This is a genomic window from Aureimonas sp. CAS (genome assembly GCF_059838215.1).
This window is the reverse complement of sequence record NZ_CM187563.1, coordinates 2373161-2396711: the sequence shown is the minus strand read 5'-3', so window position 1 is coordinate 2396711 and position 23551 is coordinate 2373161. Positions and strand designations below refer to the sequence as shown.

20 protein-coding genes are annotated in these 23551 nt (G+C 68.5%); 15 read left to right on the top strand and 5 right to left on the bottom strand.

Annotated elements, in window-relative coordinates; translation table 11 throughout:
• The first annotated feature begins 27 nt into the window (after window positions 1-27).
• Together AC6R2M_RS11565 and AC6R2M_RS11560 are read left to right on the top strand one after the other, a co-directional pair.
• Window positions 28-2382, top strand: a complete 2355-nt coding sequence (locus AC6R2M_RS11565) for a xanthine dehydrogenase family protein molybdopterin-binding subunit (protein WP_500482274.1) — start codon at window positions 28-30, stop codon at window positions 2380-2382.
• 16 nt (window positions 2383-2398) lie between these two features.
• The gene (locus AC6R2M_RS11560; RefSeq protein WP_500482272.1) at window positions 2399-3205 is read left to right on the top strand and encodes an FAD binding domain-containing protein; all 807 of its coding nucleotides are present in this window, start codon (window positions 2399-2401) and stop codon (window positions 3203-3205) included.
• Between the two features lie 80 nt (window positions 3206-3285).
• On the opposite strand, the gene AC6R2M_RS11555 is transcribed toward AC6R2M_RS11560, so the two are convergent.
• Complete coding sequence (locus AC6R2M_RS11555; RefSeq protein WP_500482270.1) at window positions 3286-3648, bottom strand: BA14K family protein; 363 nt, start codon at window positions 3646-3648, stop codon at window positions 3286-3288.
• 169 nt (window positions 3649-3817) lie between these two features.
• Here AC6R2M_RS11555 and AC6R2M_RS11550 point away from each other — a divergent pair, with 169 nt between their 5' ends.
• The 4 genes from AC6R2M_RS11550 to AC6R2M_RS11535 all read left to right on the top strand — a co-directional run bounded on the left by AC6R2M_RS11550 (window position 3818) and on the right by AC6R2M_RS11535 (window position 9910).
• Complete coding sequence (locus AC6R2M_RS11550; protein WP_500482268.1) at window positions 3818-5053, top strand: putative DNA modification/repair radical SAM protein; 1236 nt, start codon at window positions 3818-3820, stop codon at window positions 5051-5053.
• A gap of 340 nt (window positions 5054-5393) precedes the next feature.
• The gene (locus AC6R2M_RS11545; RefSeq protein ID WP_500482266.1) at window positions 5394-6863 is read left to right on the top strand and encodes a UdgX family uracil-DNA binding protein; all 1470 of its coding nucleotides are present in this window, start codon (window positions 5394-5396) and stop codon (window positions 6861-6863) included.
• Window positions 6864-7063: 200 nt separating this feature from the next.
• Entirely contained in the window at window positions 7064-8254 is a 1191-nt protein-coding gene (locus tag AC6R2M_RS11540) for a GGDEF domain-containing protein (protein WP_500482264.1), read from the top strand.
• A gap of 147 nt (window positions 8255-8401) precedes the next feature.
• Entirely contained in the window at window positions 8402-9910 is a 1509-nt protein-coding gene (locus AC6R2M_RS11535; protein WP_500482262.1) for a helicase HerA domain-containing protein, read from the top strand.
• Here the strand turns inward: AC6R2M_RS11535 and AC6R2M_RS11530 are convergent.
• Entirely contained in the window at window positions 9882-10295 is a 414-nt protein-coding gene (locus tag AC6R2M_RS11530; RefSeq protein WP_500482260.1) for a winged helix-turn-helix transcriptional regulator, read from the bottom strand. The genes AC6R2M_RS11535 and AC6R2M_RS11530 overlap by 29 nt on opposite strands.
• Before the next feature lie 92 nt (window positions 10296-10387).
• On the opposite strand from AC6R2M_RS11530, the gene AC6R2M_RS11525 reads away from it, so the two are divergent.
• Complete coding sequence (locus AC6R2M_RS11525) at window positions 10388-10972, top strand: FMN-dependent NADH-azoreductase (protein WP_500482258.1); 585 nt, start codon at window positions 10388-10390, stop codon at window positions 10970-10972.
• Window positions 10973-11022: 50 nt separating this feature from the next.
• Here AC6R2M_RS11525 and AC6R2M_RS11520 read toward each other — a convergent pair whose 3' ends face one another.
• Window positions 11023-11604 (bottom strand): DUF2585 family protein, encoded by a 582-nt coding sequence (locus tag AC6R2M_RS11520; protein WP_500482256.1) that lies wholly within the window; start codon window positions 11602-11604, stop codon window positions 11023-11025.
• A 171-nt stretch (window positions 11605-11775) separates the two neighbouring features.
• Here AC6R2M_RS11520 and AC6R2M_RS11515 point away from each other — a divergent pair, with 171 nt between their 5' ends.
• From AC6R2M_RS11515 to AC6R2M_RS11500, 4 genes are read left to right on the top strand one after another with little or no spacing between them, the layout of a single operon-like run.
• On the top strand, window positions 11776-13053 hold the full coding sequence (locus AC6R2M_RS11515) for a glycosyltransferase (protein WP_500482254.1): 1278 nt from the start codon (window positions 11776-11778) through the stop codon (window positions 13051-13053).
• The gene (gene crtY / locus AC6R2M_RS11510; protein WP_500482252.1) at window positions 13050-14192 is read left to right on the top strand and encodes a lycopene beta-cyclase CrtY; all 1143 of its coding nucleotides are present in this window, start codon (window positions 13050-13052) and stop codon (window positions 14190-14192) included. The genes AC6R2M_RS11515 and crtY overlap by 4 nt, the downstream gene beginning before the upstream one ends.
• A complete protein-coding gene (locus tag AC6R2M_RS11505) occupies window positions 14192-15691 on the top strand; it encodes a phytoene desaturase (RefSeq protein WP_500482250.1) in 1500 nt (499 codons plus the stop codon). Before crtY ends, AC6R2M_RS11505 begins: the two co-directional genes overlap by 1 nt.
• The gene (locus AC6R2M_RS11500; RefSeq protein WP_500482248.1) at window positions 15688-16614 is read left to right on the top strand and encodes a phytoene/squalene synthase family protein; all 927 of its coding nucleotides are present in this window, start codon (window positions 15688-15690) and stop codon (window positions 16612-16614) included. The genes AC6R2M_RS11505 and AC6R2M_RS11500 overlap by 4 nt, the downstream gene beginning before the upstream one ends.
• A 239-nt stretch (window positions 16615-16853) precedes the next feature.
• Here AC6R2M_RS11500 and AC6R2M_RS11495 read toward each other — a convergent pair whose 3' ends face one another.
• A complete protein-coding gene (locus AC6R2M_RS11495; protein WP_500482246.1) occupies window positions 16854-17369 on the bottom strand; it encodes a sterol desaturase family protein in 516 nt (171 codons plus the stop codon).
• A gap of 16 nt (window positions 17370-17385) precedes the next feature.
• Window positions 17386-18252, bottom strand: a complete 867-nt coding sequence (locus AC6R2M_RS11490; protein WP_500482244.1) for a polyprenyl synthetase family protein — start codon at window positions 18250-18252, stop codon at window positions 17386-17388.
• A gap of 153 nt (window positions 18253-18405) precedes the next feature.
• Here AC6R2M_RS11490 and fni point away from each other — a divergent pair, with 153 nt between their 5' ends.
• From fni to rpe, 4 genes are all read left to right on the top strand, one after another.
• Window positions 18406-19494: a type 2 isopentenyl-diphosphate Delta-isomerase gene (gene fni / locus AC6R2M_RS11485; protein ID WP_500482242.1), complete on the top strand. Its 1089-nt coding sequence runs from the start codon at window positions 18406-18408 to the stop codon at window positions 19492-19494.
• Window positions 19495-19604: 110 nt separating this feature from the next.
• Complete coding sequence (locus AC6R2M_RS11480) at window positions 19605-20606, top strand: class 1 fructose-bisphosphatase (RefSeq protein WP_500482240.1); 1002 nt, start codon at window positions 19605-19607, stop codon at window positions 20604-20606.
• 103 nt (window positions 20607-20709) lie between these two features.
• Window positions 20710-22719, top strand: coding sequence for a transketolase (gene tkt, locus AC6R2M_RS11475; protein WP_500482238.1), 2010 nt, complete (start codon window positions 20710-20712; stop codon window positions 22717-22719).
• Window positions 22720-22782: 63 nt separating this feature from the next.
• Window positions 22783-23448 (top strand): ribulose-phosphate 3-epimerase, encoded by a 666-nt coding sequence (gene rpe / locus AC6R2M_RS11470; protein ID WP_500482236.1) that lies wholly within the window; start codon window positions 22783-22785, stop codon window positions 23446-23448.
• The last annotated feature ends 103 nt before the right edge of the window (window positions 23449-23551 follow it).

Here is a 23551-nt window from a genome sequence, read left to right as displayed (position 1 = left end):
AGAGAAGTCTTCGGGAGGAGAACCGGGATGGGTATCGAAGGGATCGGCGCGCGGGTCCAGCGCAAGGAGGATCGCCGCTTCATCACCGGCCGGGGCCGCTATGTCGACGACATGCGCGTGCCGGGCATGAAATACGCCTACTTCGTGCGCTCGCCGCACGCCCACGCGACGATCGCGGGGATCGACGCCTCGGCTGCGCTGGAGATGCCCGGCGTCATCGCCGTCCTGAACGGCGAGGAGCTGAAGGCCGACGGGATCGGCAATCTCATCTGCGGCTGGGCGGTCTCCTCCAAGGACGGCTCGGGCATGAAGATGGGCCAGTGGCCCGCGCTGGCGCAGGGGACCGTGCGCCATGTCGGTCAGGCGGTCGCGGTCGTCGTGGCGGACACCAAGGCGCAGGCCCGCGACGCGGCCGAGGCGGTGGAGGTCTCCTACGAGGAGCTGCCGGTCGTCGTCGATGCGCGAAAGGCGCTAGAGCCCGGCGCGCCGCAGCTCCACCCGGAGGCCGAGGGCAACCTCATCTTCGACTGGGAGCTCGGCAACAAGGCCGAGACGGACGCGGCCTTCGCCCGCGCGGCGCACGTGACGAAGCTCGACATCGTCAACAACCGCCTCGTGCCGAACCCGATGGAGCCGCGCGCGGCTCTCGGCGTCTACGATCCGGCCGAGGAGCACTACACCTGCTGGACGACCTCGCAGAACCCGCATGTCGCCCGGCTGGTGATGAGCGCGTTCTACAATGTCGCGCCCGAGCACAAATTGCGCGTCATCGCGCCCGATGTCGGCGGCGGGTTCGGCTCGAAGATCTACATCTATCCCGAGGAGATCGTCTGCCTCTGGGCGTCCAAGCGGACCGGCGTGCCGGTCAAGTGGACGAGCGGGCGCGACGAGGCCTTCCTGACCGACGCGCACGGCCGCGACCACCAGTCGAAGGCGGAACTCGCGCTCGACGAGAACCACAGGATCATCGGCCTTCGGGTCGAGACGGCGGCCAATCTCGGCGCCTACATGTCGCTCTTCTCGTCGGCGACCCCGACCTATCTCTACGCCACGCTCCTGTCGGGCCAGTACGACATCCCGGCCGTCTACGCGAACGTGAAGGCGGTCTACACCAACACCGTGCCGGTGGACGCCTATCGCGGCGCGGGTCGCCCGGAAGCGACCTATGTCGTGGAACGTCTGGTCGAGACGGCGGCGCGCGAGATCGGAATGTCGCCGGCCGAGTTCCGCCGGAAGAACTTCATCCGGTCCTTCCCGCACCAGACGCCCGTCATCATGAACTACGACACGGGCGACTTCGAAGCGACGCTCGACGCCGGCCTGAAGGCGATCGACTACGACGGCTTCGCCGGCCGGCGCGCGGAATCGGAGGCGAGGGGGCGCAAACGCGGCATCGGCTTCTCCTGCTACATCGAGGCCTGCGGCATCGCGCCCTCCAAGGCCGTGGGCTCGCTCGGCGCGGGCGTCGGGCTGTGGGAATTGGCCGAGGTCCGGGTGAACCCGGTCGGCACGATCGAGATCCTCACCGGTTCGCACTCCCACGGCCAGGGCCACGAGACGACCTTCGCCCAGCTCGTCTCCGGCCGGCTCGGCGTTCCGATCGAGAACGTCCAGATCGTCCATGGCGACACCGACAAGGTGCAGTTCGGCATGGGCACCTACGGCTCGCGCTCGGGCGCGGTCGGCATGAGCGCGATCCACAAGGCGCTCGACAAGGTGGAGGCCAAGGCCAAGAAGATCGCCGCGCACCTGCTGGAGGCCTCCGACGAGGACATCGTCATCGAGAACGGGGAGGTGAAGGTCGCGGGCACCGACCGCAAGCTCGCCTGGCACGAGGTCGCGCTCGGCGCCTATACCGGCCACAACCTTCCGGACGGGATGGAGCCGGGCCTCAAGGAAGGCGCGTTCTACGACCCGCAGAACTTCACCTTCCCGGCCGGCTGCTACATCTGCGAGGTCGAGGTGGACCCGGAGACCGGCAAGGTCGACGTCTGCCGCTTCGTGGCGGCGGACGATTTCGGCACCGTCATCAATCCGATGATCGTCGAGGGGCAGGTCCACGGCGGACTGGCGCAGGGCATCGGCCAGGCGCTTCTGGAAGGCGTCCACTACGACGACACGGGCCAGCTCGTGACCGCCTCCTACAACGACTACGCCATGCCCCGCGCCTGGGACTTCCCGATGTTCGACGTGGAGACGACCGAGACGCCCTGCACCACCAATCCGCTCGGCATGAAGGGCTGCGGCGAGGCGGGCGCGATCGGCTCCCCGCCGGCCGTCGTCAACGCGATCATCGACGCCATCGGGACGGCGGACTTCACCATGCCCGCAACGCCCGAGAAGATCTGGGCGGCGATGAACCGCGCCGGAACCGTGGCCTGACGAGGGGAGGGACGAGATGTACCAGACGCAGTATCACCGCCCGACCAGCCTTGCCGAGGCCGCGCGCCTCGTCTCCGAAGGGGACGGCGAGGGCAAGTACCTCTCCGGCGGCATGACGCTCCTGCCGACGATGAAGGCGCGGCTCGCCAGCCCCTCGGCGCTGGTCGACCTTCGCCACATCGAGGAGCTGAAGGGCATCTCGGTGGACGGCCGGCGGGTGCGGATCGGCGCCGGCACGACGCATTACGAGCTGTCGCGGTCGCGCGAGGTCGAAGCGCTCTGCCCGACCGTCACGCATCTGGCCGAGCTCATCGGCGACCCGGCCGTGCGCCACATGGGCACGATGGGCGGCGTCGTCGCCAATTTCGATCCGGCGGCGGACTATCCGGCGATGCTGCTCGCGCTCGGCGGGACGATCCACACGAACACGCGCGAGATCGCGGCGGACGACTATTTCCTCGGCCTGTTCGAGACCGCGCTGGAGGAGGGCGAGATCGTCACCGCCGTCTCCTTCGACGCGCCTTCGGCGGCCGGCTGGGAGAAGTTCCGCAACCCGGCATCGCGCTACGCGATGGCGGCGGTCTTCGTCGCGCGGCGGGACGACGGCTCGGTCGGCGTCGGCGTCACCGGTGCGAGCGCCAGCGGCGCGTTCCGCTGGCGGGAGGCGGAGGAGGCGCTGGCCTCCAATTTCGATGCCTCGGCGCTCGCCGGACTGTCGGTCGACGAGGGCGAGATGATGGGGGACATCCACGGATCGTCCGCCTATCGGGCGCATCTGGTGCGCGTGGTGGCCCAGAGGGCGGTGCGATCCGCCCTGGCGTAGGCACCTTGCTGCACGAACGAAACGAAGAAGGGCCGGCGCATCGCCGGCCCTTCTTCGTTTCCGGACGGGGATACCCGAGCCTAGAGCCGGCAGACGGCCCGGTCGCCGCGGCGGTTCACGACATAGGTGTGCGTGCGCGGGTCGTAGGAACGATAGCGCTGCGCGCAGCGGGCGACCGACTCGCGGCTGATGCGCCCGGCGTGATGCCCGCGCCCGCCACGACGGTCGTCCCAGCGGCGGTGATCGCGGCGATGGTCCCAGCGCCGATTGTCGCGGCGGTCCTCCCAGCGGCGGTCGTGGTGGCGCCGGCCTTCGTTGATCTGCACGCCGCGGGGACCGACCTCGATCTGGAAGCTCTGGGCGGCTGCGGGCGCGGGCGCCAGCGACACCATGCCGGTAACCATCACGGCGGCGGCCAAAGCCCCTTGGAAGAATTTGCGCATCGAACGTCTCCATCCTCGATCTTCGGCGTCGGGAGCGGCCCGCATGGACGATCTCGATGCCTCTCGCTCCCATATCGCTAAGCGAGCCTGAACGGTTCCTGAAGGGCGCGCGGAGGAGTCGCAGGGGCGGGGTCTGGCAGGAACGGATCGCGAACGTTATGTCTGACGGATGGCCAAGATGACCCTGATCGACAAGCTCGCGATCCTCTCCGATGCCGCAAAGTATGACGCGTCCTGCGCGTCGAGCGGCACGGTCAAGCGCGATTCCGCCAAGTCGAAGGGGATCGGATCGACCGAGGGCCACGGCATCTGCCACGCCTATGCGCCCGACGGACGGTGCATCTCGCTCCTCAAGATCCTGATGACGAACTTCTGTATCTACGATTGCGTCTACTGCGTGAACCGCTCGTCCTCGAACGTCGCGCGGGCGCGGTTCACGGTCGAGGAGGTCGTCCAGCTCACGCTGAACTTCTACAAGCGCAATTATATTGAAGGCCTCTTTCTCTCCTCCGGCATCATCAAATCCTCCGATCACACGATGGAGGAGATGGTGCGGATCGCCAAAAGCCTGCGCACCGAGCACAATTTCGCCGGCTACATCCATCTGAAGACCATTCCGGACGCATCGCCGGCCCTGATCGAGGAGGCGGGGCTCTACGCCGATCGTCTTTCCATCAACATCGAGCTTCCGACCGACCTCTCGCTCGAAGCCATGGCACCGGAGAAGCATCCGCGCGACATCAAGCGATCGATGGGCCATCTGCGGCTCAAGATCGAGGAGCACAAGGGCGAGGCGCGGGACCGGGCGAAGCCGAAGCGCTTTGCGCCCGCCGGCCAGTCGACGCAGATGATCATCGGCGCGGATGGCACGGACGACGACGCGGTGCTGGCGCGCTCGGAAAACCTCTACGGCAATTACAGCCTCAAGCGCGTCTACTATTCGGCGTTCTCGCCGATCCCGGACGCCTCCTCCCGTCTGCCTTTGATGAAACCGCCCTTGATGCGCGAGCATCGCCTGTATCAGGCCGACTGGCTCATGCGCTTCTACGGCTTCGACCGCCGCGAGATCGTTTCGGGCGGTGAGGGCGGCATGCTCGACCTCGGCATCGACCCCAAGCTTGCCTGGGCGCTGAAGAACCGCGACCGTTTCCCCGTCGACGTCAATCGCGCCGACAAGGAGACGCTGCTGCGCGTGCCCGGCTTCGGCACCAAGGCAGTGAACCGCATTCTGCAGACGCGCCGGCATCGCACGCTTCGTTTGGACGACGTCGCCAAGCTCTGCCACTCGCTCGACAAGGTCCGCCCCTTCGTCACGGCGCTCGACTGGACGCCGGGCGGGCTGACGGATCGCGAGCATTTGCGCCCGGTCGTGGCACCGAAGGCCGAGCAGTTGAGTTTGTTCTGAGGAACGGCGCGAAGCATTTGAGGAAGAGGGCGCCATTCCTCTCCCGGAACGGGAGAGGGTGGATGCGAGCGAGAGCGAGCAGCCGGGTGAGGGCGTGCAGCCGTTACATCCCAGAACTGCGAGGCCTGGTGCCCGATGAAACTCTCATCCCCTGCCGGGACCTTCTCCCCGGGGAGAAGGGGAAGCTTCATCGTCGCTGGGATGCCGGAACGTCGCCTGAAGGGCACCGTTTCCTCTCCCGCTTGCGGGAGAGGGTGGTTCGCGAAGCGAACCGGGTGAGGGCTTCGTAGGGCTCGATTCGTCCGGTCGAACGACGTGAGATGACGAACGAGCGAAAGCGATGTACGAAGCGATTCTCTCCCATCCGGCGGATTTCGAAGGCTGGCGCGAGGCGGCGCGCACGGCGCTTCTCCTCGGCGTCGCGCCGGAGCGCCTGTCCTTTGCGGTCGCGGGCGAAAACGGCGGGCTGTTCGCCGAGCCGCTGCCGGGCCCGCCGGAGGGCGCTCTGCCGCCGACCGTGCCGAAGGCCTTTCCGGACTTGGCACGGACCGTGATCTGCCACGCGGACGCCGAACGCTTCTCGCTGGCCTATCGTCTGCTCTGGCGCATCCAGGAGGAGCGCGCGCTTCTCGACATCCAGTCCGACCGCGACGTGATCCATGCGCGCGAGATGGAGAAGGCGGTGCGCCGCGACGCGCACAAGATGAAGGCCTTCGTGCGCTTCCGCGAGATCGAGACCGAAGACGGCAAGCGCTACGTCGCCTGGTTCGAGCCCTTCCACCACGTGGTGGAGCTGACGGCCGGCTTCTTCCAGCGGCGCTTCACCGGCATGGTCTGGTCGATCCTGACGCCCAAGCGGTCCGTTCATTGGGACGGAGAACGCCTCGTCTTCACCGAAGGCGCCGATCCGAGCCAGAAGCCGAAGGACGACGACATGGAGGCGCTCTGGCTCACCTACTACGCTTCCATCTTCAACCCGTCGCGGCTGAAGGTGAAGGCCATGACGGCCGAGATGCCGAAGAAGTACTGGCACAATCTGCCGGAGGCGGCGCTGATCGACCCGTTGATCCGCGGCGCGGAAGCGGCCTCGCGCCGCATGATCGAAACCGCGCCCACGCTGCCGAGTTTGCGTCACGAGCGCAACGCGGAGCGGATGATGGCGACCAAGACGAGGGAGGAGGCGTTCGGCGGCTTCAACAAGAGGCCGGACGATCTCGACGAGGCGCGCGAGCAGGCGCGGCATTGCAAGGCCTGTCCGCTCTGGGAGCCGGCGACGCAGACCGTCTTCGGCGAAGGGCCGGCGGACGCGCCGGTGATCTTCGTCGGCGAACAGCCGGGCGACCAGGAGGATCTGGCCGGCCATCCCTTCGTCGGCCCGGCGGGCACGGTTTTCGACGCCGCTCTCGCCACGGCCGGAATCGACCGTCGGCAGGCCTATGTCACCAACGCCGTGAAGCACTTCAAGTTCGAGCCGCGGGGAAAGCGCCGGATCCATGCCAAGCCGAACATGGGCGAGGTGAAGATCTGCCGCTGGTGGCTGGAGATCGAGCGCGAGATGATTCGCCCCAAGCTCATCGTGGCTCTGGGTGCCACCGCCGCCGCCTCCGTGCTCGGCAAGTCGGTGACGATCCGGGACACGCGATCGCGGCTGATCGATCTGGAGGACGGCGAGACCAAGCTCCTCGTCACCGTGCACCCGTCCTACATCCTCCGTCTGCCCGATGCGCAAGCGAAGGCTCGGGAACAGGCGGCCTTCGAGGAGGACATGGCGCTCGCCAAGGCCCACGTGCCGGAGATCGCGCTCGCCTGACCGCGAAGGCGGGATTTTAGCCTTCGCTAACCCTTTCCCGACATCGATCATGCCGGAGAGGGAACCAACCGACTTCTAACGTAAAGGTGAACCTGTTCATCCTAGGGTTCCGTCTAATGGCGGTCCCGATCCCGGTCGGATCGTGGATGACGGCGTGGTGCCTCGGCTTCCCGAGGGTCCGATACGAGAGGGTCGTACAGGTGCTGATCCATACCCCGACATTGTTTCTCGTCCTCGCCGCCATCTCGCTCCTGGCGGCCGGTGCCTTCTGGCAGGAGAACCAGCGTTCGCCAGGCAAACCTCTGCTGCTCTGGGTCGGCGCCTATTGCGCTGCCGCCGGCCTCGCGATCTCCAGCCTCCTGTTCTTCCCGCTCGACGCGAACTTCGCGATCATCGTCCCGAACGGATTCGGCATCCTCAGCCTCTCGTTGATGGCGGCGGCCCTGGCGAGCTATCTCGGCCACCGCGCGCGGGTCGGCTACTGGGCCTTCCTGCCGGCGGCGATCTGGTTCGCGCTCGCCTTCCCGCGCTGGTACGGCCAACCTCTGGCCGACACCTATGTCGAACGGCGGATCGTCCTCTGCATCCTGTATTTCGGCATTCCGGCCGCGGTCTGCGCCCTGCTTCTGACGGCGGAGCGCGTGACCCGGACCATGCGCGCCCTCGCGATCGTCTTCGCACTCTACGGCGCCTTCTATCTCCTGCGCTTCGTCATGCTCGTCTCGGCCTTCGTTCCGGACGAGATGGCGATGGCCGATTTCTGGCTGACCTTCTCCATCTACAAATCCGTCCTCTTCGTCGCGGCGACCGCCTATCTCTTCCTCCTCGTCTGGCGCGAGCAGTTCGAATCCGATCTCCGGATGGCGGCGGAGGGCGATCCTCTCACGAATCTGCCCAACCGGCGCTCCTTCCGCCGCCGCGCGGAGCGCAAGCTCCTGGAGAAGCAGCCCTTCGTCCTCTGCTTCATCGATCTCGACAACTTCAAGTCGGTGAACGACCGCTGCGGCCACGCCGTCGGCGATGCGATCCTGTGCGAGTTCGCCGATGTCCTGAGGGCCTCGCTGCGCGCGGGCGACGCCTGCGGCCGGCTCGGCGGTGAGGAGTTCGCCTGCATTCTCCAGGCGGAGACGTCGGTGGGGGCCGTGCAGCGGCTGGCGGCGATCGCGGGGACCTTCCGGGAGCGCGCGGCGAGCATCGCCGAGCTGCCCGCGCCGGCCACGTTCAGCGCCGGCATCGTCGCGTCGGGCGACGGCACGGACCTCGACTGGCTGATGGGGCAGGCCGATGCCGCCCTCTACCGGGCGAAGGGCTCCGGACGAAATCGCGTCGAAGTGGCCGGAGAACGGCAATCTGCCATTCCGACCCATCTGGGCGAGGTCGCCCGGTCCTGATCGCCCGAAGGGGCGGGACGACCGCCCGGTTCTCGTCCGTGGACGAAAGGCCCAAAGCTGTGGACGAAACGGCCGCGACGGCTCCGGCGAGCGACCCCATCCGCTATGGTCCGCCCTCCGGCGATCGAGACGAGGACTTTGGACAGGATGAAGACCGCCGTCGACCTCGGCACCACCACGACGGGCGACCCGGCGGAGATGGATCTGGAGGAACTCCTCTCCACCCGTCTGCTCGTCCAGGGAAATTCCGGCTCCGGCAAGTCGCATCTCCTGCGCCGTCTTCTGGAGCAGAGCGCGCCCTTCGTGCAGCAGGCGATCGTCGACCCCGAAGGTGACTTCGTCTCCTTCTCCGAGCATTTCGGGCATGTCGTCGTCGATGCCGACCGCACGCCGGCCGAACTGACGCGGATCGCGGGCCGCATCCGCCAGCATCGCGCCTCGGTCGTCCTCAACCTCGAAGGTCTCGACGCCGAGGTGCAGATGCACTGCGCGGCCGCCTTCCTGAACGGCCTGTTCGACGCGGACCGCACGGTGTGGTTCCCCATGCTGGTCGCGGTGGACGAGGCGCAGCTCTTCGCGCCGGCCATCGCGGGGGAGGTGGGCGACGAGGCCCGGCGCGTCTGTCTCGGCGCCATGACGAACCTCATGTGCCGCGGGCGCAAGCGCGGCCTGGCCGGCATCATCGCGACGCAGCGCCTCGCCAAGCTCGCCAAGAACGTCGCGGCCGAGGCCTCAAACTTCCTGATGGGCCGCACCTTCCTCGACATCGACATGGCGCGCGCGGCCGACCTTCTCGGCCTCGAGCGCCGGCAGGCGGAGCGCTTCCGCGACCTGGAGCCCGGCCAGTTCGTCGCCCTCGGCCCCGCCTTGTCGCGCCGGCCGATCCCGATCCGCATCGGCTCGGTCGAGACGGCAGGCCGTTCCGGCCGCCCCGTCCTGATGGCGATGCCCGAGCGCGCGCCCGAGGAGATGGCGGACCTGATCTTCACGGCCGGTGCGGACGAGCCGGACCTTCTGCCCGAGCCGCCGCGCCGCGAGCGCATCGAGACGCGCGAGCGGCTGGAGAACCTCGCCCAGCCGCGCCCCGCCGCGCCGGTCCGCGCGCCCGAGCCGTTGACCGAAGAGGAGATCGCGGCCCGCGAGGCGGCGATCGAGGAGATTTTCGTCGAACTCATCGCCGACCCGGACGCGGCCTTCCGTCCCGTTCCGCTGCTCTATCAGGATTTCCTCGTCCACTGCCGCCTCAAGCGCGTGGATGCGGGCGAGACCGACATGGCGGCCTTCCGGCGTCGGCTGGCGCTGGCGCGCGCGGGCATCGGGCAGGGCGAGGAGGATGCGGACTGGGCGCTGGTCGTCGAGCGCTCGGCCGAACTGCCCGAGGACATGCAGGGCGTCTATCTTCTGGTGGCGCGCGCGGCGCGCGACGGCCAGCCCTGCCCGGACGATGCGGCGCTCGCACGCGCCTATGGCAGCCACTCGCCCTCGCGCGGGCGCTTCCTGCTGACCTACATGGCCGAACGCGGCTTCATCGCCGCCGAGACCGATTTTCGCGGCAACCGTGTCGTCACGATCGCCGGTTCGGGCTGGCGCACCGCCCCTTCGGGCGGCAAGACCTACATTCCGGGCGTCACGCCGCGTTCGCAGCGCCGGGCCTGACGCCCGGCCGCTCCGCGGTCCGCACGTCGTAGTCGGCGCGGTTGCGCTCGATCTCGTCGAGATGGGAGCCGGCCCAGCGTTCCAGATGCGAGACGGCCTGTCCCAGAGTGAGGCCGAGCGGCGTCAGCGCGTATTCGACCTGGGGCGGAACGCTCGGGAAAACCGTGCGGCTGACGAGGCCGTCGCGCTCCAGCGACTTGAGCGTGCGCGTCAGCATCTGCTGCGAGATGCCGCCGATGACACGGCGCAACTCGTTGAAACGCCTCGGTCCTTCGCCGAGTGCGGCGATCACGGTGAGCGTCCAGCGTTCGCCGGCCAGCGCCATCACGTTGTTCACGCGGCGGCACTGCGGGTCGAGGCCGGGTTGGCGGGCAGGCATAGGCATGTGACCAGGTCCCGTTGCTTTGCGTTCTTGGATCGGTTCGGCCTTTGTCATAGCTCGGTCGGTGCCGTCTTTCACCAATCGAGATCCATAAGATGAAGCTCCTCCACGTCGATTCCAGTATCCAGGGCGAAGCCTCGGCCAGCCGCGCCGTTTCCGCAGCCGTCACCCGTGCCATCCGCGACGAGAACCCGTCGATCGAGGTCGAGTACCGCGATCTGGCCGCGGAGCCCCTGGAGCATATGACGCTCGCGAGCTTCGGCACGCCGGAATCGCAGGCCGCGCTGGAGCAGTTCAAGCAGGCCGACATCGTCGTCATCGGCGCCGCCTTCTACAATTTCACCGTCTCCTCGCAGCTGAAGAGCTGGATCGATCGTCTCGCGGTCGCCGGGCACACCTTCCGCTACGGGCCGAACGGCGCCGAAGGCCTGATGGGCGGCAAGCGCGTGATCGTCGCGCTTTCGCGCGGCGGCATCTATGCGGAGGGAACGCCCCAGCGCGCCGCCGAACATGGCGAGACCTGGCTGCGCAGCATCTTCGCCTTCTTCGGGATCGACGACGTCGAGTTCGTGATCGCGGAAGGCCTCGCGCTCGGCGAGGAGCCGCGCAAGGCGGCGATCGCGAAGGCGCTCGAAGACGCTTCGCACGCCGCCGGGCGCACCCTCGCCAAGGCCGCCTGAATTCGCGCGCGTCGTCCGCCCGAACGAGGCGGACGGCCCGCGCTCACGGCTCACACGCTGGCGCCGAGAAGCCGCAGGGAGCCGAGCAGATAGCCGTCGCCGGCTTCGTTCAGGACGATCAGTTCCAGAGCGAAGGCGGCGAAGAGGACGACCGGAACGGGCATGAACCGTGCGCCGAGGAAACCGGCGGCGACGAAGATCGTGTCTGCGACGGCGTTCAGGATCGAATCGCCTTCATAGGGCGGCGCTCCCGGCGAATCGCCGAACAGCGCGATGACCGGCGGGAGGTTCTCCACCGCTTCCCAGGCGACCGAGGAGGCGATCGCGACGACGAACTTCTGTCCCGTCGACCACTGCGGCTTCATCCAGTCGAGGAACAGCCACAGGGCGAAGCCGAAGACGACGTGGAGCAGCGAGTACCAGTCGGCGAATTGCTGCGACGTCTGCGGCGAGTTCACGTCCCCGACCCAGAGCGTCACCGTGCCGCACGGGCAGATCAGCGGGCGTCCGACCGCGGCCAGCCAGAGGACGAGAAGCGCCACGAGGCCCAGCGAGATCAGGACTTGCGAGCCGAGCCCGGCGGCCAGGGGCGGGCTTTCGTGGCCACGCAAGGACGGAACGATCCGGCTCACCGCCGCCCCTCCGTCTCGCTCGCCGCATCGAACACGCGTCTTTCGAACACCACCGTTCCGGTTCCTGCCAAGCACTTGTCTGCGTTTTCACGCTGGCGTTCGTCGCCTTCTGCGATAAGTGCGCTCCCAAGAGCCGCCTTCAAGCGACGGCACGGAAAGCCATTTTGCCGCATGACGCATTTCGCGCTGGTTTGCCCTCCCTTGCCGAGCCATGTGCGTGCCTTCGAAGCGGTGGGCGAGCGGCTCGTCGCGCGGGGACATCGCGCGACGCTCGTCCTGCCGGGCGAGGCGAGGGGACTGAAGCGCTCGCGGGCCGTCGAACTCGCGCTCCTGCCCGCTCTGTCGCGCCCCCCGCACCGCTCGACCGAGCTCGCGACACGGCGACCGACCGGGCCGCTCGGAATCCTGAGGACGGTCCGCGCCTCCGCTTCGGCGACGGACCGCCTGTGCGCGGACGGACCTGAACTCCTCCGCCGGATCGGCGCCGACGCGATTCTCGGGGACGAGATGGAGCCCGGGGCGGGGCTTCTCGCCCGCCATCTCGAACTGCCGCAGATCTCCATCGCCTGCGCGCTTCCGGTGGAGGCCGACCCGGCTTTGCCGCCCCCCTTCGTCGACTGGCCCTACGACCCGTCTCCCGAAGGCCTGAAACGCAACCGGGGCGCGGCCCGCGTCACCCGCCTGTTCCTGTCGCGCCAGCGCCGTGCCATCGAGGAATGGTCGATGCGCTTCGGCCTGACCGGCCTGTCGACCATCGAGGACTGCCTGTCGCCGGACGCCACCATCGCGCAGACGGTGCCCGGCTTCGACTTTCCGCGACGTCCCTCCAGCCGGATCCGCCCCGTCGGCCCGTTGCGGGAGGCCGAAGCGCAGGACGGGCCGCTGCCCTTCGCGGTCGATCCGGACCGGCCGCTGGTCTACGCCTCCCTCGGCACGCTGCAGGGACACCGCCTGTCCCTGTTTCGGACGATCGCGGAGGCCGCAAGCCGGCTCGACGTGCAGCTCGTCATCGCGCATTGCGGCGGCCTGAGCGAACGGGAAGCCGGGAGCCTGCCGGCTCATTTCGTGGCCCGCGATCTCCCGCAGCGCGCGGTGCTTGCACGGGCCCAGGCCTGCATCACCCATGGCGGACTGAACACGACGCTCGACGCGCTGGAGTTCGGCGTGCCGCTCCTCGCGATCCCCATCGCCTTCGACCAGCCGGGGGTCGCGGCCCGCATCGAGCACAGCGGGGCAGGGCTCAAGCTGCCGCGCGTCCTCCTGACGCGGCGGGCGGTGCGCTCCTCCCTGAAGCGCCTTCTGAAGGAGGAGACCTTCGCCCTACGGGCGAGGGCGCTCGGCCGGGAGATCGCGACCGCCGGCGGTGCCGACCGCGCGGCGGAGCTCATCGAAGCGTTCGTACCGGGTCTGCCGAGCATCGAGCCGCCGCTCGCCGAGGCCGCCGAATGAACCGTCCCGACCTCCTGATCGTCGGCGCGGGCCTATCGGGCGGCCTTCTGGCCTACCGGCTCGCGGAGGCGCGGCCGGAGCTTTCGGTTCTCGTCGTCGACGGTGGGGAGCCGGGCGGCAACCACACCTGGAGCTTCCACGAAGACGACCTCGGCGTCCTTGAGGAGTACTGGCTCGAGCCGCTGATCGTGCACCGCTGGCCCGCCTACGAGGTGCGCTTCCCGGGTCGCCACCGGCGGCTGGCGACCGGCTATCGCAGCGTTTCGTCCGAACGGTTCCGCGACGTGCTCGCCACCCGTCTCGGTTCCTCGATCCAGACGGGGCGCTCGGCCGTCGCCATCGAACCTCATCGCGTGGTCTTCGAAGGCGGGGAAGCGATCGAGGCCGGGGCCGTGATCGACGCGCGGGGGCCGCGCGCCACCCCGCATCTCTCGCTCGGCTTCCAGAAGTTCCTCGGGCAGGAGCTGGAGTTCGAGCGCCCGCACGGGCTGGCCGAGCCCATCGTGATGGACGCGACGGTGGAGCAGGACGACGGCTACCGCTTCGTCTACTGCCTGCCGTTTTCGCCCACGCGCATGCTCATCGAGGACACCTATTACGCCGACGGCGAGGGCCTGCCGCGCGACATCCTACGCGAGCGGATCGCGTCCTATGCTTCCTATTCGGGGTGGGGGGCGTATCGGGTCGTGCGGGAGGAGGACGGCATCCTGCCGATCGCGCTCGGCGGCGACATCGACGCGCATCTCGCCGACCTGCGCGGCGTGCCGACGGTCGGTCTCGCGGCGGCGCTCTTCCATCCGACCACAGGCTACTCGCTCGCCGACGCGGTTTGCACGGCCGATTTCGTGGCAGGCCTCTCCCTTCTGTCCGCGCCGGATCTCTCGCGGGCCTTGGCCGACCATTCGCGAAACGTCTGGGCGGACCGCGCCTTTTTCCGCGGGCTCAACCGCATGCTCTTCAAGGCGGGCGAGCCGAGCGAGCGCTACCGGGTGCTGGAGCACTTCCACCGGCTGCCGGACGATCTCATCGCGCGCTTCTATGCGTCGCGGCTAACGATGCTGGACAAGGGGCGCATCCTCGTCGGAAAACCCCCCGTGCCCGTAGCGAGCGCCCTGCGCGCCCTTCTTCAAGGACGATGATGACCCGACCGAACGGCCAGACGGGGAAGACCGCAATCGTGATCGGCGCGGGGCTGGGCGGTCTCGCGCTCGCCATCCGCCTTCAGGCCGGCGGCTATTCGACCACGCTGGTCGAGAAGCGCGACAAGCCGGGCGGGCGCGCCTATGTCTGGCACGACGAGGGCTTCACCTTCGATGCGGGACCGACCGTCATCACCGACCCGTCGGCACTGGAGGAACTGTTCGAGGTCGCCGGCCGCAAGCTCTCCGACTACGTCACGCTCCTGCCCGTCAGCCCCTTCTACCGGCTCTGCTGGGAGGACGGCACGGTCTTCGACTACGTCAACGACCAGGACGGGCTCGACCGGCAGATCAGGGCGCTCAACCCGAAGGACCTCGACGGCTACCGGCGCTTCCTCGCCTATTCGCGCGCCGTCTTCGAGGAGGGCTATCTCAAGCTCGGGGCCGAGCCCTTCCTGCACTTCCGCGACATGGTGCGCGCAAGCCCCGCCCTGATGAAGCTGCAGGCCTGGCGCTCGGTCTATTCCAAGGTCTCCGAGTTCATCGAGGAGGAGCATCTCCGGCAGGCCTTCTCGTTCCATTCGCTGCTCGTCGGCGGCAATCCCTTCGCCACCTCCTCGATCTACGCGCTGATTCATGCGCTGGAGCGCGAATGGGGCGTCTGGTTCCCAAAGGGCGGCACGGGCGCGCTGGTGGACGGCATGGCGCGCCTGTTCCGCGACATCGGCGGCACGATCGAGCTGAACGCCGAGACCGCGCGCATCGACATGGCCGGCGACAAAGCCGGCGGCGTGACGCTGAAGGACGGCCGGTCCTTCCGGGCCGATCTCGTCGCTTCCAACGCCGACGTCGTCCACACCTACGCGAACCTTCTCGGAGAGACGGCGCGGGGCCGCAAGGCCGGCGCGGCGTTGAAGAAGAAGCGCTTCTCCATGTCGCTCTTCGTCCTCTACTTTGGGCTCTCGAAGCATCAGGAGCAGCTGGAGCACCACACGGTCCTGTTCGGCGCGCGCTATCGCGAGCTGATCGCGGAGATCTTCAAGGGGCCGCAGCTTTCGGCGGACTTCTCGCTCTACCTCCATTCGCCCTGCCGCACCGATCCCTCGCTCGCGCCGGAAGGCATGGGCTCCTACTACGTGCTGTCGCCCGTGCCCCATCTCGGCAACGCGCCGGACATCGACTGGTCGGTGGAAGGTCCGCGCTACGCGGACCGGATCTTCGACTACCTCGAAGCGCGCTACATGCCGAACCTGAAGCGCGATCTCGTCACGCACCGCATCTTCACGCCCTACGATTTCCGCGACGAGCTGAACGCCCATCACGGCTCGGCCTTCTCGCTCGATCCGGTGCTGACGCAGTCGGCGTGGTTCCGCGCGCACAATCGCGACGACACGATCGCGAACCTCTATTTCGTCGGCGCGGGCACCCATCCGGGCGCCGGCGTGCCGGGCGTCGTGGCCTCGGCCAAGGCCACGGCCGGGCTGATCCTGAACCCGTGAGCGGAACGAGCGACTTCGCCGCGCAGTCGATCGCAAAGGGCTCCAAGAGCTTCGCGATGGCCGCAAAGCTGTTCGATCGAAGGACGCGCGACAGCGTCGTGAAGCTCTATGCGTGGTGCCGGCATTGCGACGACGTGGTGGACGGACAGGAGGCCGGCTCGGCGGCCCGCGTCCAGGACGAACGGTCCGAGCTGGAGCGCATCGAAGGCCTCCGGCGCGACACGGCTCTCGCCTTCGAAGGCGAGACCGAGGGCCTCCACCCGAGCTTCGCCGCGCTCGCCGACGTCGTGAAGCGTCACCGCCTGCCGCGCGGCGACGCGGACGCCCATCTCGCAGGCTTCCAGATGGACGTGGAAGGCCGAACCTACGAGACGCTGGACGATCTCCTCCTCTACTGCTTTCGGGTTGCCGGCGTCGTCGGAGTGATGATGGCGCGGATCATGGGCGTTCGCGACGACGCCACGCTCGATCGCGCCAGCGATCTCGGCCTCGCCTTTCAGCTGACCAACATCGCACGCGACGTCGTGGACGACGCGAGGGCCGGCCGGGTCTATCTGCCGCTCGAATGGCTGCGCGGGGAGGGGCTGACGCCAAAGGCTCTCACCGATCCTTCAAACCGGGCAGCGGTGGCGCGGCTGCGCAGGCGCCTCGTTTCGGCGGCCGAGCCCTATTACGAATCGGCGCGGATCGGGATCGACGCGCTGCCGCCGCGCTCGGCCTGGGCGGTCGGCTCGGCGCACGGCATCTATCGCGCCATCGGTCTGAACCTCGTCGCCAAGAGGGAGGGCGCCTTCGCCCAGCGGGTCTCGACGACCAAGCCGGAAAAGCTGCTCCACGTGGTGCGGGGGTTCAGGATGGCCGTGTTCCGGGGCGGCGGCACCGCGGAGCGCGACCCGGCGCTGTGGACGCGCGAGCGGGGCTGACGGAGCGGCTGCGCTGCCGAAAGAGGCGCCATTCCTCTCCCGGAACGGGAGAGGGTGGATGCGAGCGGCAGCGAGCAGCCGGGTGAGGGTCTTCAGGGCATGGCGTTGCAGGACGTGAGTTCGATGCAGCGCCCTACGGAACCCTCATCCGGCCCTTCGGGCCACCTTCTCCCGCGAGCGGGAGAAGACTGGCGGTCCCGCCTGGATCGCTGGCGCAGACGGCCCCCGGCGACGCTCGCTCAATGCAGCGTGCGGCGCTCGTCCTGCTCCTGCCGGACCTTGCCGGAGCGCTTCAGCTGCTCGCTGAGCTTCTCCACCGGCGGAGCGTAGAGGAAGCCGAAGGACACGCAGTCGTCCTTGCCCTTCACCGCGTGATGCAGCCGGTGCGCCTGAACGAGCCGCTTGGCATAGCCCTTGTGCGGGATGTGCCGGAACGGCCAGCGCTGATGCACCAGCCCGTCATGGACGATGAAGTAGAAGAGGCCGTAGAGCGTGATGCCGCTGGCGACGGCCGAGACCACCGGCAGTTCGCCGAAATGGCCGATGACGAAGAGGCCGATCGCGAAGATCGCGAAGACCACCGCGTAGAGGTCGTTCTTCTCGAAGGTGTCGTCATGCGGCTCGTGGTGGCTCTCGTGCCAGCCCCAGCCCCAGCCGTGCATGATGTATTTGTGCGCCGCCCAGGCGACCCATTCCATGACGAAGAACACGACGACCGCGATCGCGATCAGTACGGGCCAGCTCGTCCAGTCCATCAGCACCATTCCCGTGTCAGCGCGCGCCGGCTTCCTCGATCAGCGGGCCGTCCTCGACCCTTCGGGAACTCGCCCCGAAGATCGTGTCCAGGAGTTCGGCCAGCCGGCTGCCCGGGCCGAAGACCTGCGCCAGGAGCATATGCGCCTCCGCGACGTGGCGTTCAATGCGGCGCCGCGACGACGCGGCGCCCAGGAGCGAGACCACGGTGGATTTTCCCTCGTCGCGGCCGGACGTCTTGCCGGACTGAGCCTCGCTCGCCTCCCGGTCGAGGAGGTCGTCCAGAAGCTGGAAGGCCTGCCCGAGTTCGTTCGCGAACTGGCGCAGGGGCGCGCGGCGCTCGCCGGCCTGCCCGATCACCGCGCCGATCTCGATGGCGGCGGAGAAGAGCGCGCCCGTCTTCAGATGGTTGGCGCGCACGATCTCCCCCAGCGGACGCGCCTCGCGGCCGGCGCGAAGATCGAGGAACTGGCCGCCGACGAGGCCTTCGAGCCCGACGGCCCGCGCCATCACGGCGACCGCCTCCAGCCGCGCCTCCGCCGAGAGGCCCGGTGCCGCGGCGACGAGCGCGTAGGCATGGCTCAGCATGGCGACGGCCGACAAGACCGCCGCGTCCTCACCATGGGCGCGATGGACGGCGGGGCGCCCCCGGCGCATGTCCGCGTCGTCCATGCAGGGCAGATCGTCGAGGATCAGGGAGGCGGCGTGGACGAGCTCGATGGCGCAGCCGATGTCGAGAGCGGCCTCGCTTTGGCCGCCGAGATCCTCGGCGACGAGCACCGTCATCAGGGGGCGGAGACGCTTGCCGGGCGCGAGCGACCCGTCCGCGATCGCGGCCGACAGGGCCTCCACGCCCTCGCCGGCCGGCGGCATCAGCTCCGACAACCGAAGCTCGATGCGGCGGCGGGTCGCGTCGAGAGAGGTTGCCGGCCCGCCTGTCATCCGCAATGGTTCGGTCCCATTCTTCGAAAGGCTCCAAACATGTCATCTCTCGCCGGACGAGGATATGTCTTTTCGCCCACAGCGCGAGCCTAAGCCATGACGTTCGTGCGAACACCCGCCGCTTCTGCGACCAAACGACATAGCGGCGACAGCTCAGATCCGGCCGACATCGGACGGCGCAAGGGCGACCATCTCGACTTCGTGCTCGCCCCGCGCCTGTCGTCCCGGCGCGCCTCGACCGGCTTCGATCAGCTTCGCTTCGAGCATGCCGCCCTGCCCGAACTGGACATGGATGAGATCGACCTTTCGGTGTCCTTCCTCGGCCGCTCGCTCCGCGCGCCGATCCTGATCTCCTCGATGACGGGCGGGCCGGAGCGGGCGGGACGCATCAACCGGCATCTGGCCGAAGCGGCCCAGACGCTCGGCCTCGCGCTCGCCGTCGGCTCGCAGAGGGTGGCGCTGGAGGCTCGGGGTTCGGCCGGTCTCGGCCCGGAACTGCGCCGCGCCGCGCCGGACGTTCCGATCCTCGCCAATATCGGCGGCGCCCAGCTCGTCTCGGGCTACGGGATCGACGAGGCGCGCCGCGCCGTCGAGATGATCGGGGCGGACGCGCTGATCGTCCATCTGAACCCCCTGCAGGAGGCCGTGCAGCCGGAGGGCGATCGCAACTGGCGCGGCGTTCTCTCCGCGATCGAGCATCTGGTGCGCCATCTCGGCCGTCCCGTCGTCGCCAAGGAGGTCGGAGCGGGCCTGTCCGGTGCCGTCGCCCGACGCCTCGTCGAGGTGGGCGTCGCGGTGATCGACGTCGCCGGGGCGGGCGGAACGAGCTGGGCCGCGATCGAGGCCGAGCGCATCGCCGATCCGGTGCGCCGCCGTGCCGCGCTCGCCTTCTCCGACTGGGGCATCCCGACGGCCGAGGCGATCCGGCAGGTGCGAGAGGCCTGCCCGGGCGTGACGCTGATCGGGTCGGGCGGCGTGCGGGACGGGGTGGACGCGGCCAAGGCCATCCGGCTCGGCGCCGATCTCGTCGGCCAGGCCGCTGCGAGCCTCGCGGCGGCCGAGGATTGCGCCCAGGCTGCCATCGCGCATTTCGAGGGACTCATCGAGGAGTTGAGGATCGCCTGCTTCTGCACCGGCTCGGCGGACCTTTCCGCCCTTCGCGACGCGGCGCTTCTGCCGGGGTAGACGATCGAGGATTTCGACGCGGAATCGGCCGATTTCCCGCCTCCGTGCTTTCGTGACGGCGTGAAAGGCCCTAAGGAGCGGCCGACCGTTTCAAGCCTTCGGGAGGCACCATGACGACGCTCGACACCGATCTCGCCGCTCATGCCGCAACGCGCCTGTCCGACGCGGCCGCCTGCGTCGGGGAACTGGCCAAGGCCGCGATCGAGCTTCACCGCATGATCCAGAACGGCGGAGCCGAGGGGGGCGAAGAGGCGACCGGCACCGGCAATGCCGGCGGCGACTTCCAGAAGGCGCTCGATGTCGCGGCCGACAAGCTCTTCGTCGAGGCGGCCCGCCGCTCGCCCGTCGCCTTCTACGGCTCCGAGGAGCAGGACGACGCGGTCGCGATGCGCGCGGGCGCTTCGCTCGCCATCGCCATCGATCCGCTGGACGGCTCGTCCAACATCGAGACCAATGTCTCGATCGGCACGATCTTCTCGCTGCTACCGGCCGAGGGCCGCTCGGCCGACGACGTGTTCCGCCAGGCCGGACGCGAGCAGCTGGGGGCGGGCTTCTTCGTCTACGGACCGCAGCTCCTCCTGATCCTGTCCTTCGGAGCCGGGACCAAGACCTACGCCTTCCGGCCGGCGACCGGCGCGTTCGAGGTGATGATCGAGGCGATGGCGATCCCGGAGACGGGGAAGGAGTTCTCGATCAACGCCTCGAACCGTCGCCATTGGGACGAGCCGACCCGCCGCTACATCGACGCCTGTCTCGCCGGCAAGGACGGGCCGCGCGGGCGCGACTACAACATGCGCTGGGTCGCCTCAGCCGTGGCCGACGCCTACCGCATCTTCCTGCGCGGCGGCGTCTATCTCTATCCGGGCGACACGCGGAAGGGCTACGACAAGGGCCGGATCCGCCTGACCTACGAGGCGAGCCCGATCGCCTTCCTGGCCGAGAACGCCGGCGGCGCGGCCAGCGACGGCCTGACGCCCATTCTCGACATCGTGCCCGAGCACCTGCACCAGCGCACGCCGGTCGTCTTCGGCTCGCGCGAGGAGGTGGTCGAGTACGGCCGGCAGGTGGCGGACCCCGAGAACATCGGCGAGCCCAGCGTCTCGGTTCTCTGACGAGACCGGCGGCCCCGCCTTCAAGAGCGCGGCCAAAGGCTTTAAGTACCAAACCCGAAGAAGGGCGCCGCGCGCGCCGTCCATTTTCTCGAAAGGCAGACCCATGGACGCCGAAACCGCCGCCAATCCGCACGAGACGGACGTCGACCGCAACGCCCGCGACATGGCGAACGCCATCCGCGCCCTATCCATCGACGCCGTCCAGAAGGCCAATTCGGGCCATCCGGGCATGCCGATGGGCATGGCGGACGTGGCGACCGTGCTCTTCCGCGACTTCGTGCGCGTCGATCCGAAGAACCCCGACTGGCCGGACCGCGACCGTTTCGTTCTCTCGAACGGCCACGGCTCGATGCTGCTCTACGCGATCCATCATCTCCTCGGCTACGAGGACATGACGATCGACCAGCTGAAGAACTTCCGTCAGATCGGCTCCAAGACCGCCGGCCATCCGGAATACGGCCACGCGCTCGGCATCGAGACGACCACCGGCCCGCTCGGCCAGGGCATCACCAACGCCGTCGGCTTCGCGCTCGCCGAGCGCATGCTCAACGCGCGGTTCGGCGACGATCTGGTCGATCACCGCACCTATGTCATCGCGGGCGACGGCTGCCTGATGGAGGGCATCAGCCACGAGGCGATCGACCTCGCCGGGCACCTGAAGCTGAACAAGCTGATCGTCCTCTTCGACGACAACGGAATCTCGATCGACGGCAAGACCTCGCTGGCGACCTCGATGGATCAGGTCGCGCGCTTCAAGGCCGCCGGCTGGAACGCCGAGCACGTCGACGGCCACAAGCCGGACGAGATCAAGGCCGCGCTGGAACGGGCCCAGACCTCCGACAAGCCGACCATGATCGCCTGCAAGACGATCATCGGCTACGGCTCGCCCAAGCTCGCGGGCTCCGAGAAGAGCCACGGCGCGCCGCTCGGCGAGGAGGAGATCAAGGCGACGCGCGCCAAGCTCGTCTGGGAATCCGAGCCCTTCGAACTGCCCGAGAGCGTGACCAAGGCCTGGCACGAGGTGGCCGCGAAGGGCGCCGAGCATCGCGCGAGCTGGGAGAAGCGCGCGGCGAGCGCGGCCAAGAAGGCCGAATTCGACGCCTTCATCTCCGGCAAGCTGCCGGACGGCTTCGAGAAGGCGATGGCCGACTACCGCGCCAAGCTCGTGGCCGAGAAGCCCAAGCTCGCCACCCGCAAGTCGTCGGAAGCGACCCTCGGCCTCGTCAACGAGCTCACCGACCTCACGATCGGCGGTTCGGCGGACCTGACCCATTCGGTCTTCACCAAGACCGGCAACCAGAGCGTCGTCTCCGCCGACAATTACGCCGGCCGCTACATCCATTACGGCATTCGCGAGCATGCGATGGCAGCCGTGATGAACGGTCTGGCGCTGCATGGCGGGTTCATCCCCTATGGCGGCACCTTCCTGACCTTCGCCGACTACATGCGCGGCGGCATGCGCCTCTCGGCCCTGATGGGCATCCGGGTGATCTACGTGCTGACGCACGATTCGATCGGCCTCGGCGAGGACGGCCCGACGCACCAGCCGGTGGAGCATCTGGCGATGCTGCGCGCGACGCCGAACCTTCTCGTGCTGCGCCCCGCCGACGCGGTCGAGACGGCGGAAGCCTGGGAGATCGCGCTGAGCGACACCAAGCGGCCTTCGGTCCTGTCGCTCTCGCGCCAGAACCTTCCGACGGTGCGCGAGGACGCGGGCGAGAACCGCTCGCGCAAGGGCGCCTACGTCCTGCGCGACACGGACGGCGAACGCGACGTGACGATCATGGCGACGGGCTCGGAGATCGAGATCGCGCTGGCCGCCGCCGAGACGCTGAAGGGCGAGGGCATCAAGGCCGCCGTCGTCTCCTTCCCGTGCTGGGAGCTCTTCGCCGAACAGGACGAGGCCTACCGCGCCTCCGTGCTCGGCACCGCGCCGCGCATCGCCATCGAGGCCGCGCTCGGCTTCGGCTGGGAACGCTGGCTGGGCGACCAGGGCCGCTTCATCGGCATGCACGGCTTCGGTGCCTCGGGCCCCGCGCCGAAGCTCTACGAGCATTTCGGCATCACCGCCGACCACGCCGTGAAGGCCGCCAAGGACCTGCTCGGCCGCTAGGCCTGCCGGCGCCGCGCGGGGCAGGGGCCTTGCGCGGCGTAGTCCCGTTTCAGGAGTCCGCCCATGTCCGTCATCATCGCTCCCTCCATCCTGTCGGCGGACTTCTCGCGCCTCGGGCAGGAGGTGTCGGAGGTCGATGCGGCGGGCGCGGACTGGATCCATCTCGACGTGATGGACGGCCACTTCGTGCCGAACATCACCTTCGGGCCGCCCGTTATCGCTGCAATCCGAAGCGCTTCGCGCAAGTTCTTCGACTGCCATCTGATGATCGAGCCGGCGGACCCGTATCTCAGGGCCTTCGCCGAGGCCGGCGCCGAGCTGATCTCGGTCCATGCGGAGGCGACGCGACATCTCGACCGCTCGTTGCAGGCGATCCGGGGTCTCGGCGTCAAGGCTGGGGTCGCGATCAACCCGGCGACGCCGCCCGAGGCCATCGAGTTCGTGCTCGACCGGATCGATCTCGTCTGCGTCATGAGCGTCAATCCGGGCTTCGGCGGCCAGTCCTTCATTCCCTCCACGATCCAGAAGGTCCGCCGCCTGAAGGCCATGATCGGCGACAGGCCGATCCACATCGAGATCGACGGCGGCGTCACCCCGTCGACCGCCCCGGCGCTGGTCGAGGCGGGCGCGGACGTGCTCGTCGCCGGCTCGGCCGTCTTCAAGGGCGGCACCCGCGAGGCCTACGCGGCGAACATCGAAGCGATCCGGGCGAGCGTTTCAACGCTCTGACATACGTATCGATTTAGTCCTCAAATCTCGTTTGAGGGCTGATGCTTTCCGGTTTGAATGGCTGTAATGCAGCGCGACCCGAATTCCGCGGTGCGCGGCGGGA

What these genes read in the sequence shown, in the direction of transcription:
- AC6R2M_RS11505 (WP_500482250.1), top strand. Translation starts at nt 14,192, where the DNA reads ATGACCCGACCGAACGGCCAGACGGGGAAGACCGCAATCGTGATCGGC.
- rpe (WP_500482236.1), top strand. Translation starts at nt 22,783, where the DNA reads ATGTCCGTCATCATCGCTCCCTCCATCCTGTCGGCGGACTTCTCGCGC.
- tkt (WP_500482238.1), top strand. Translation starts at nt 20,710, where the DNA reads ATGGACGCCGAAACCGCCGCCAATCCGCACGAGACGGACGTCGACCGC.
- AC6R2M_RS11555 (WP_500482270.1), bottom strand. Translation starts at nt 3,648, where the DNA reads ATGCGCAAATTCTTCCAAGGGGCTTTGGCCGCCGCCGTGATGGTTACC.
- AC6R2M_RS11545 (WP_500482266.1), top strand. Translation starts at nt 5,394, where the DNA reads ATGTACGAAGCGATTCTCTCCCATCCGGCGGATTTCGAAGGCTGGCGC.
- crtY (WP_500482252.1), top strand. Translation starts at nt 13,050, where the DNA reads ATGAACCGTCCCGACCTCCTGATCGTCGGCGCGGGCCTATCGGGCGGC.
- fni (WP_500482242.1), top strand. Translation starts at nt 18,406, where the DNA reads ATGACGTTCGTGCGAACACCCGCCGCTTCTGCGACCAAACGACATAGC.
- AC6R2M_RS11550 (WP_500482268.1), top strand. Translation starts at nt 3,818, where the DNA reads ATGGCCAAGATGACCCTGATCGACAAGCTCGCGATCCTCTCCGATGCC.
- AC6R2M_RS11525 (WP_500482258.1), top strand. Translation starts at nt 10,388, where the DNA reads ATGAAGCTCCTCCACGTCGATTCCAGTATCCAGGGCGAAGCCTCGGCC.
- AC6R2M_RS11515 (WP_500482254.1), top strand. Translation starts at nt 11,776, where the DNA reads ATGACGCATTTCGCGCTGGTTTGCCCTCCCTTGCCGAGCCATGTGCGT.
- AC6R2M_RS11530 (WP_500482260.1), bottom strand. Translation starts at nt 10,295, where the DNA reads ATGCCTATGCCTGCCCGCCAACCCGGCCTCGACCCGCAGTGCCGCCGC.
- AC6R2M_RS11560 (WP_500482272.1), top strand. Translation starts at nt 2,399, where the DNA reads ATGTACCAGACGCAGTATCACCGCCCGACCAGCCTTGCCGAGGCCGCG.
- AC6R2M_RS11535 (WP_500482262.1), top strand. Translation starts at nt 8,402, where the DNA reads ATGAAGACCGCCGTCGACCTCGGCACCACCACGACGGGCGACCCGGCG.
- AC6R2M_RS11565 (WP_500482274.1), top strand. Translation starts at nt 28, where the DNA reads ATGGGTATCGAAGGGATCGGCGCGCGGGTCCAGCGCAAGGAGGATCGC.
- AC6R2M_RS11495 (WP_500482246.1), bottom strand. Translation starts at nt 17,369, where the DNA reads ATGGACTGGACGAGCTGGCCCGTACTGATCGCGATCGCGGTCGTCGTG.
- AC6R2M_RS11480 (WP_500482240.1), top strand. Translation starts at nt 19,605, where the DNA reads ATGACGACGCTCGACACCGATCTCGCCGCTCATGCCGCAACGCGCCTG.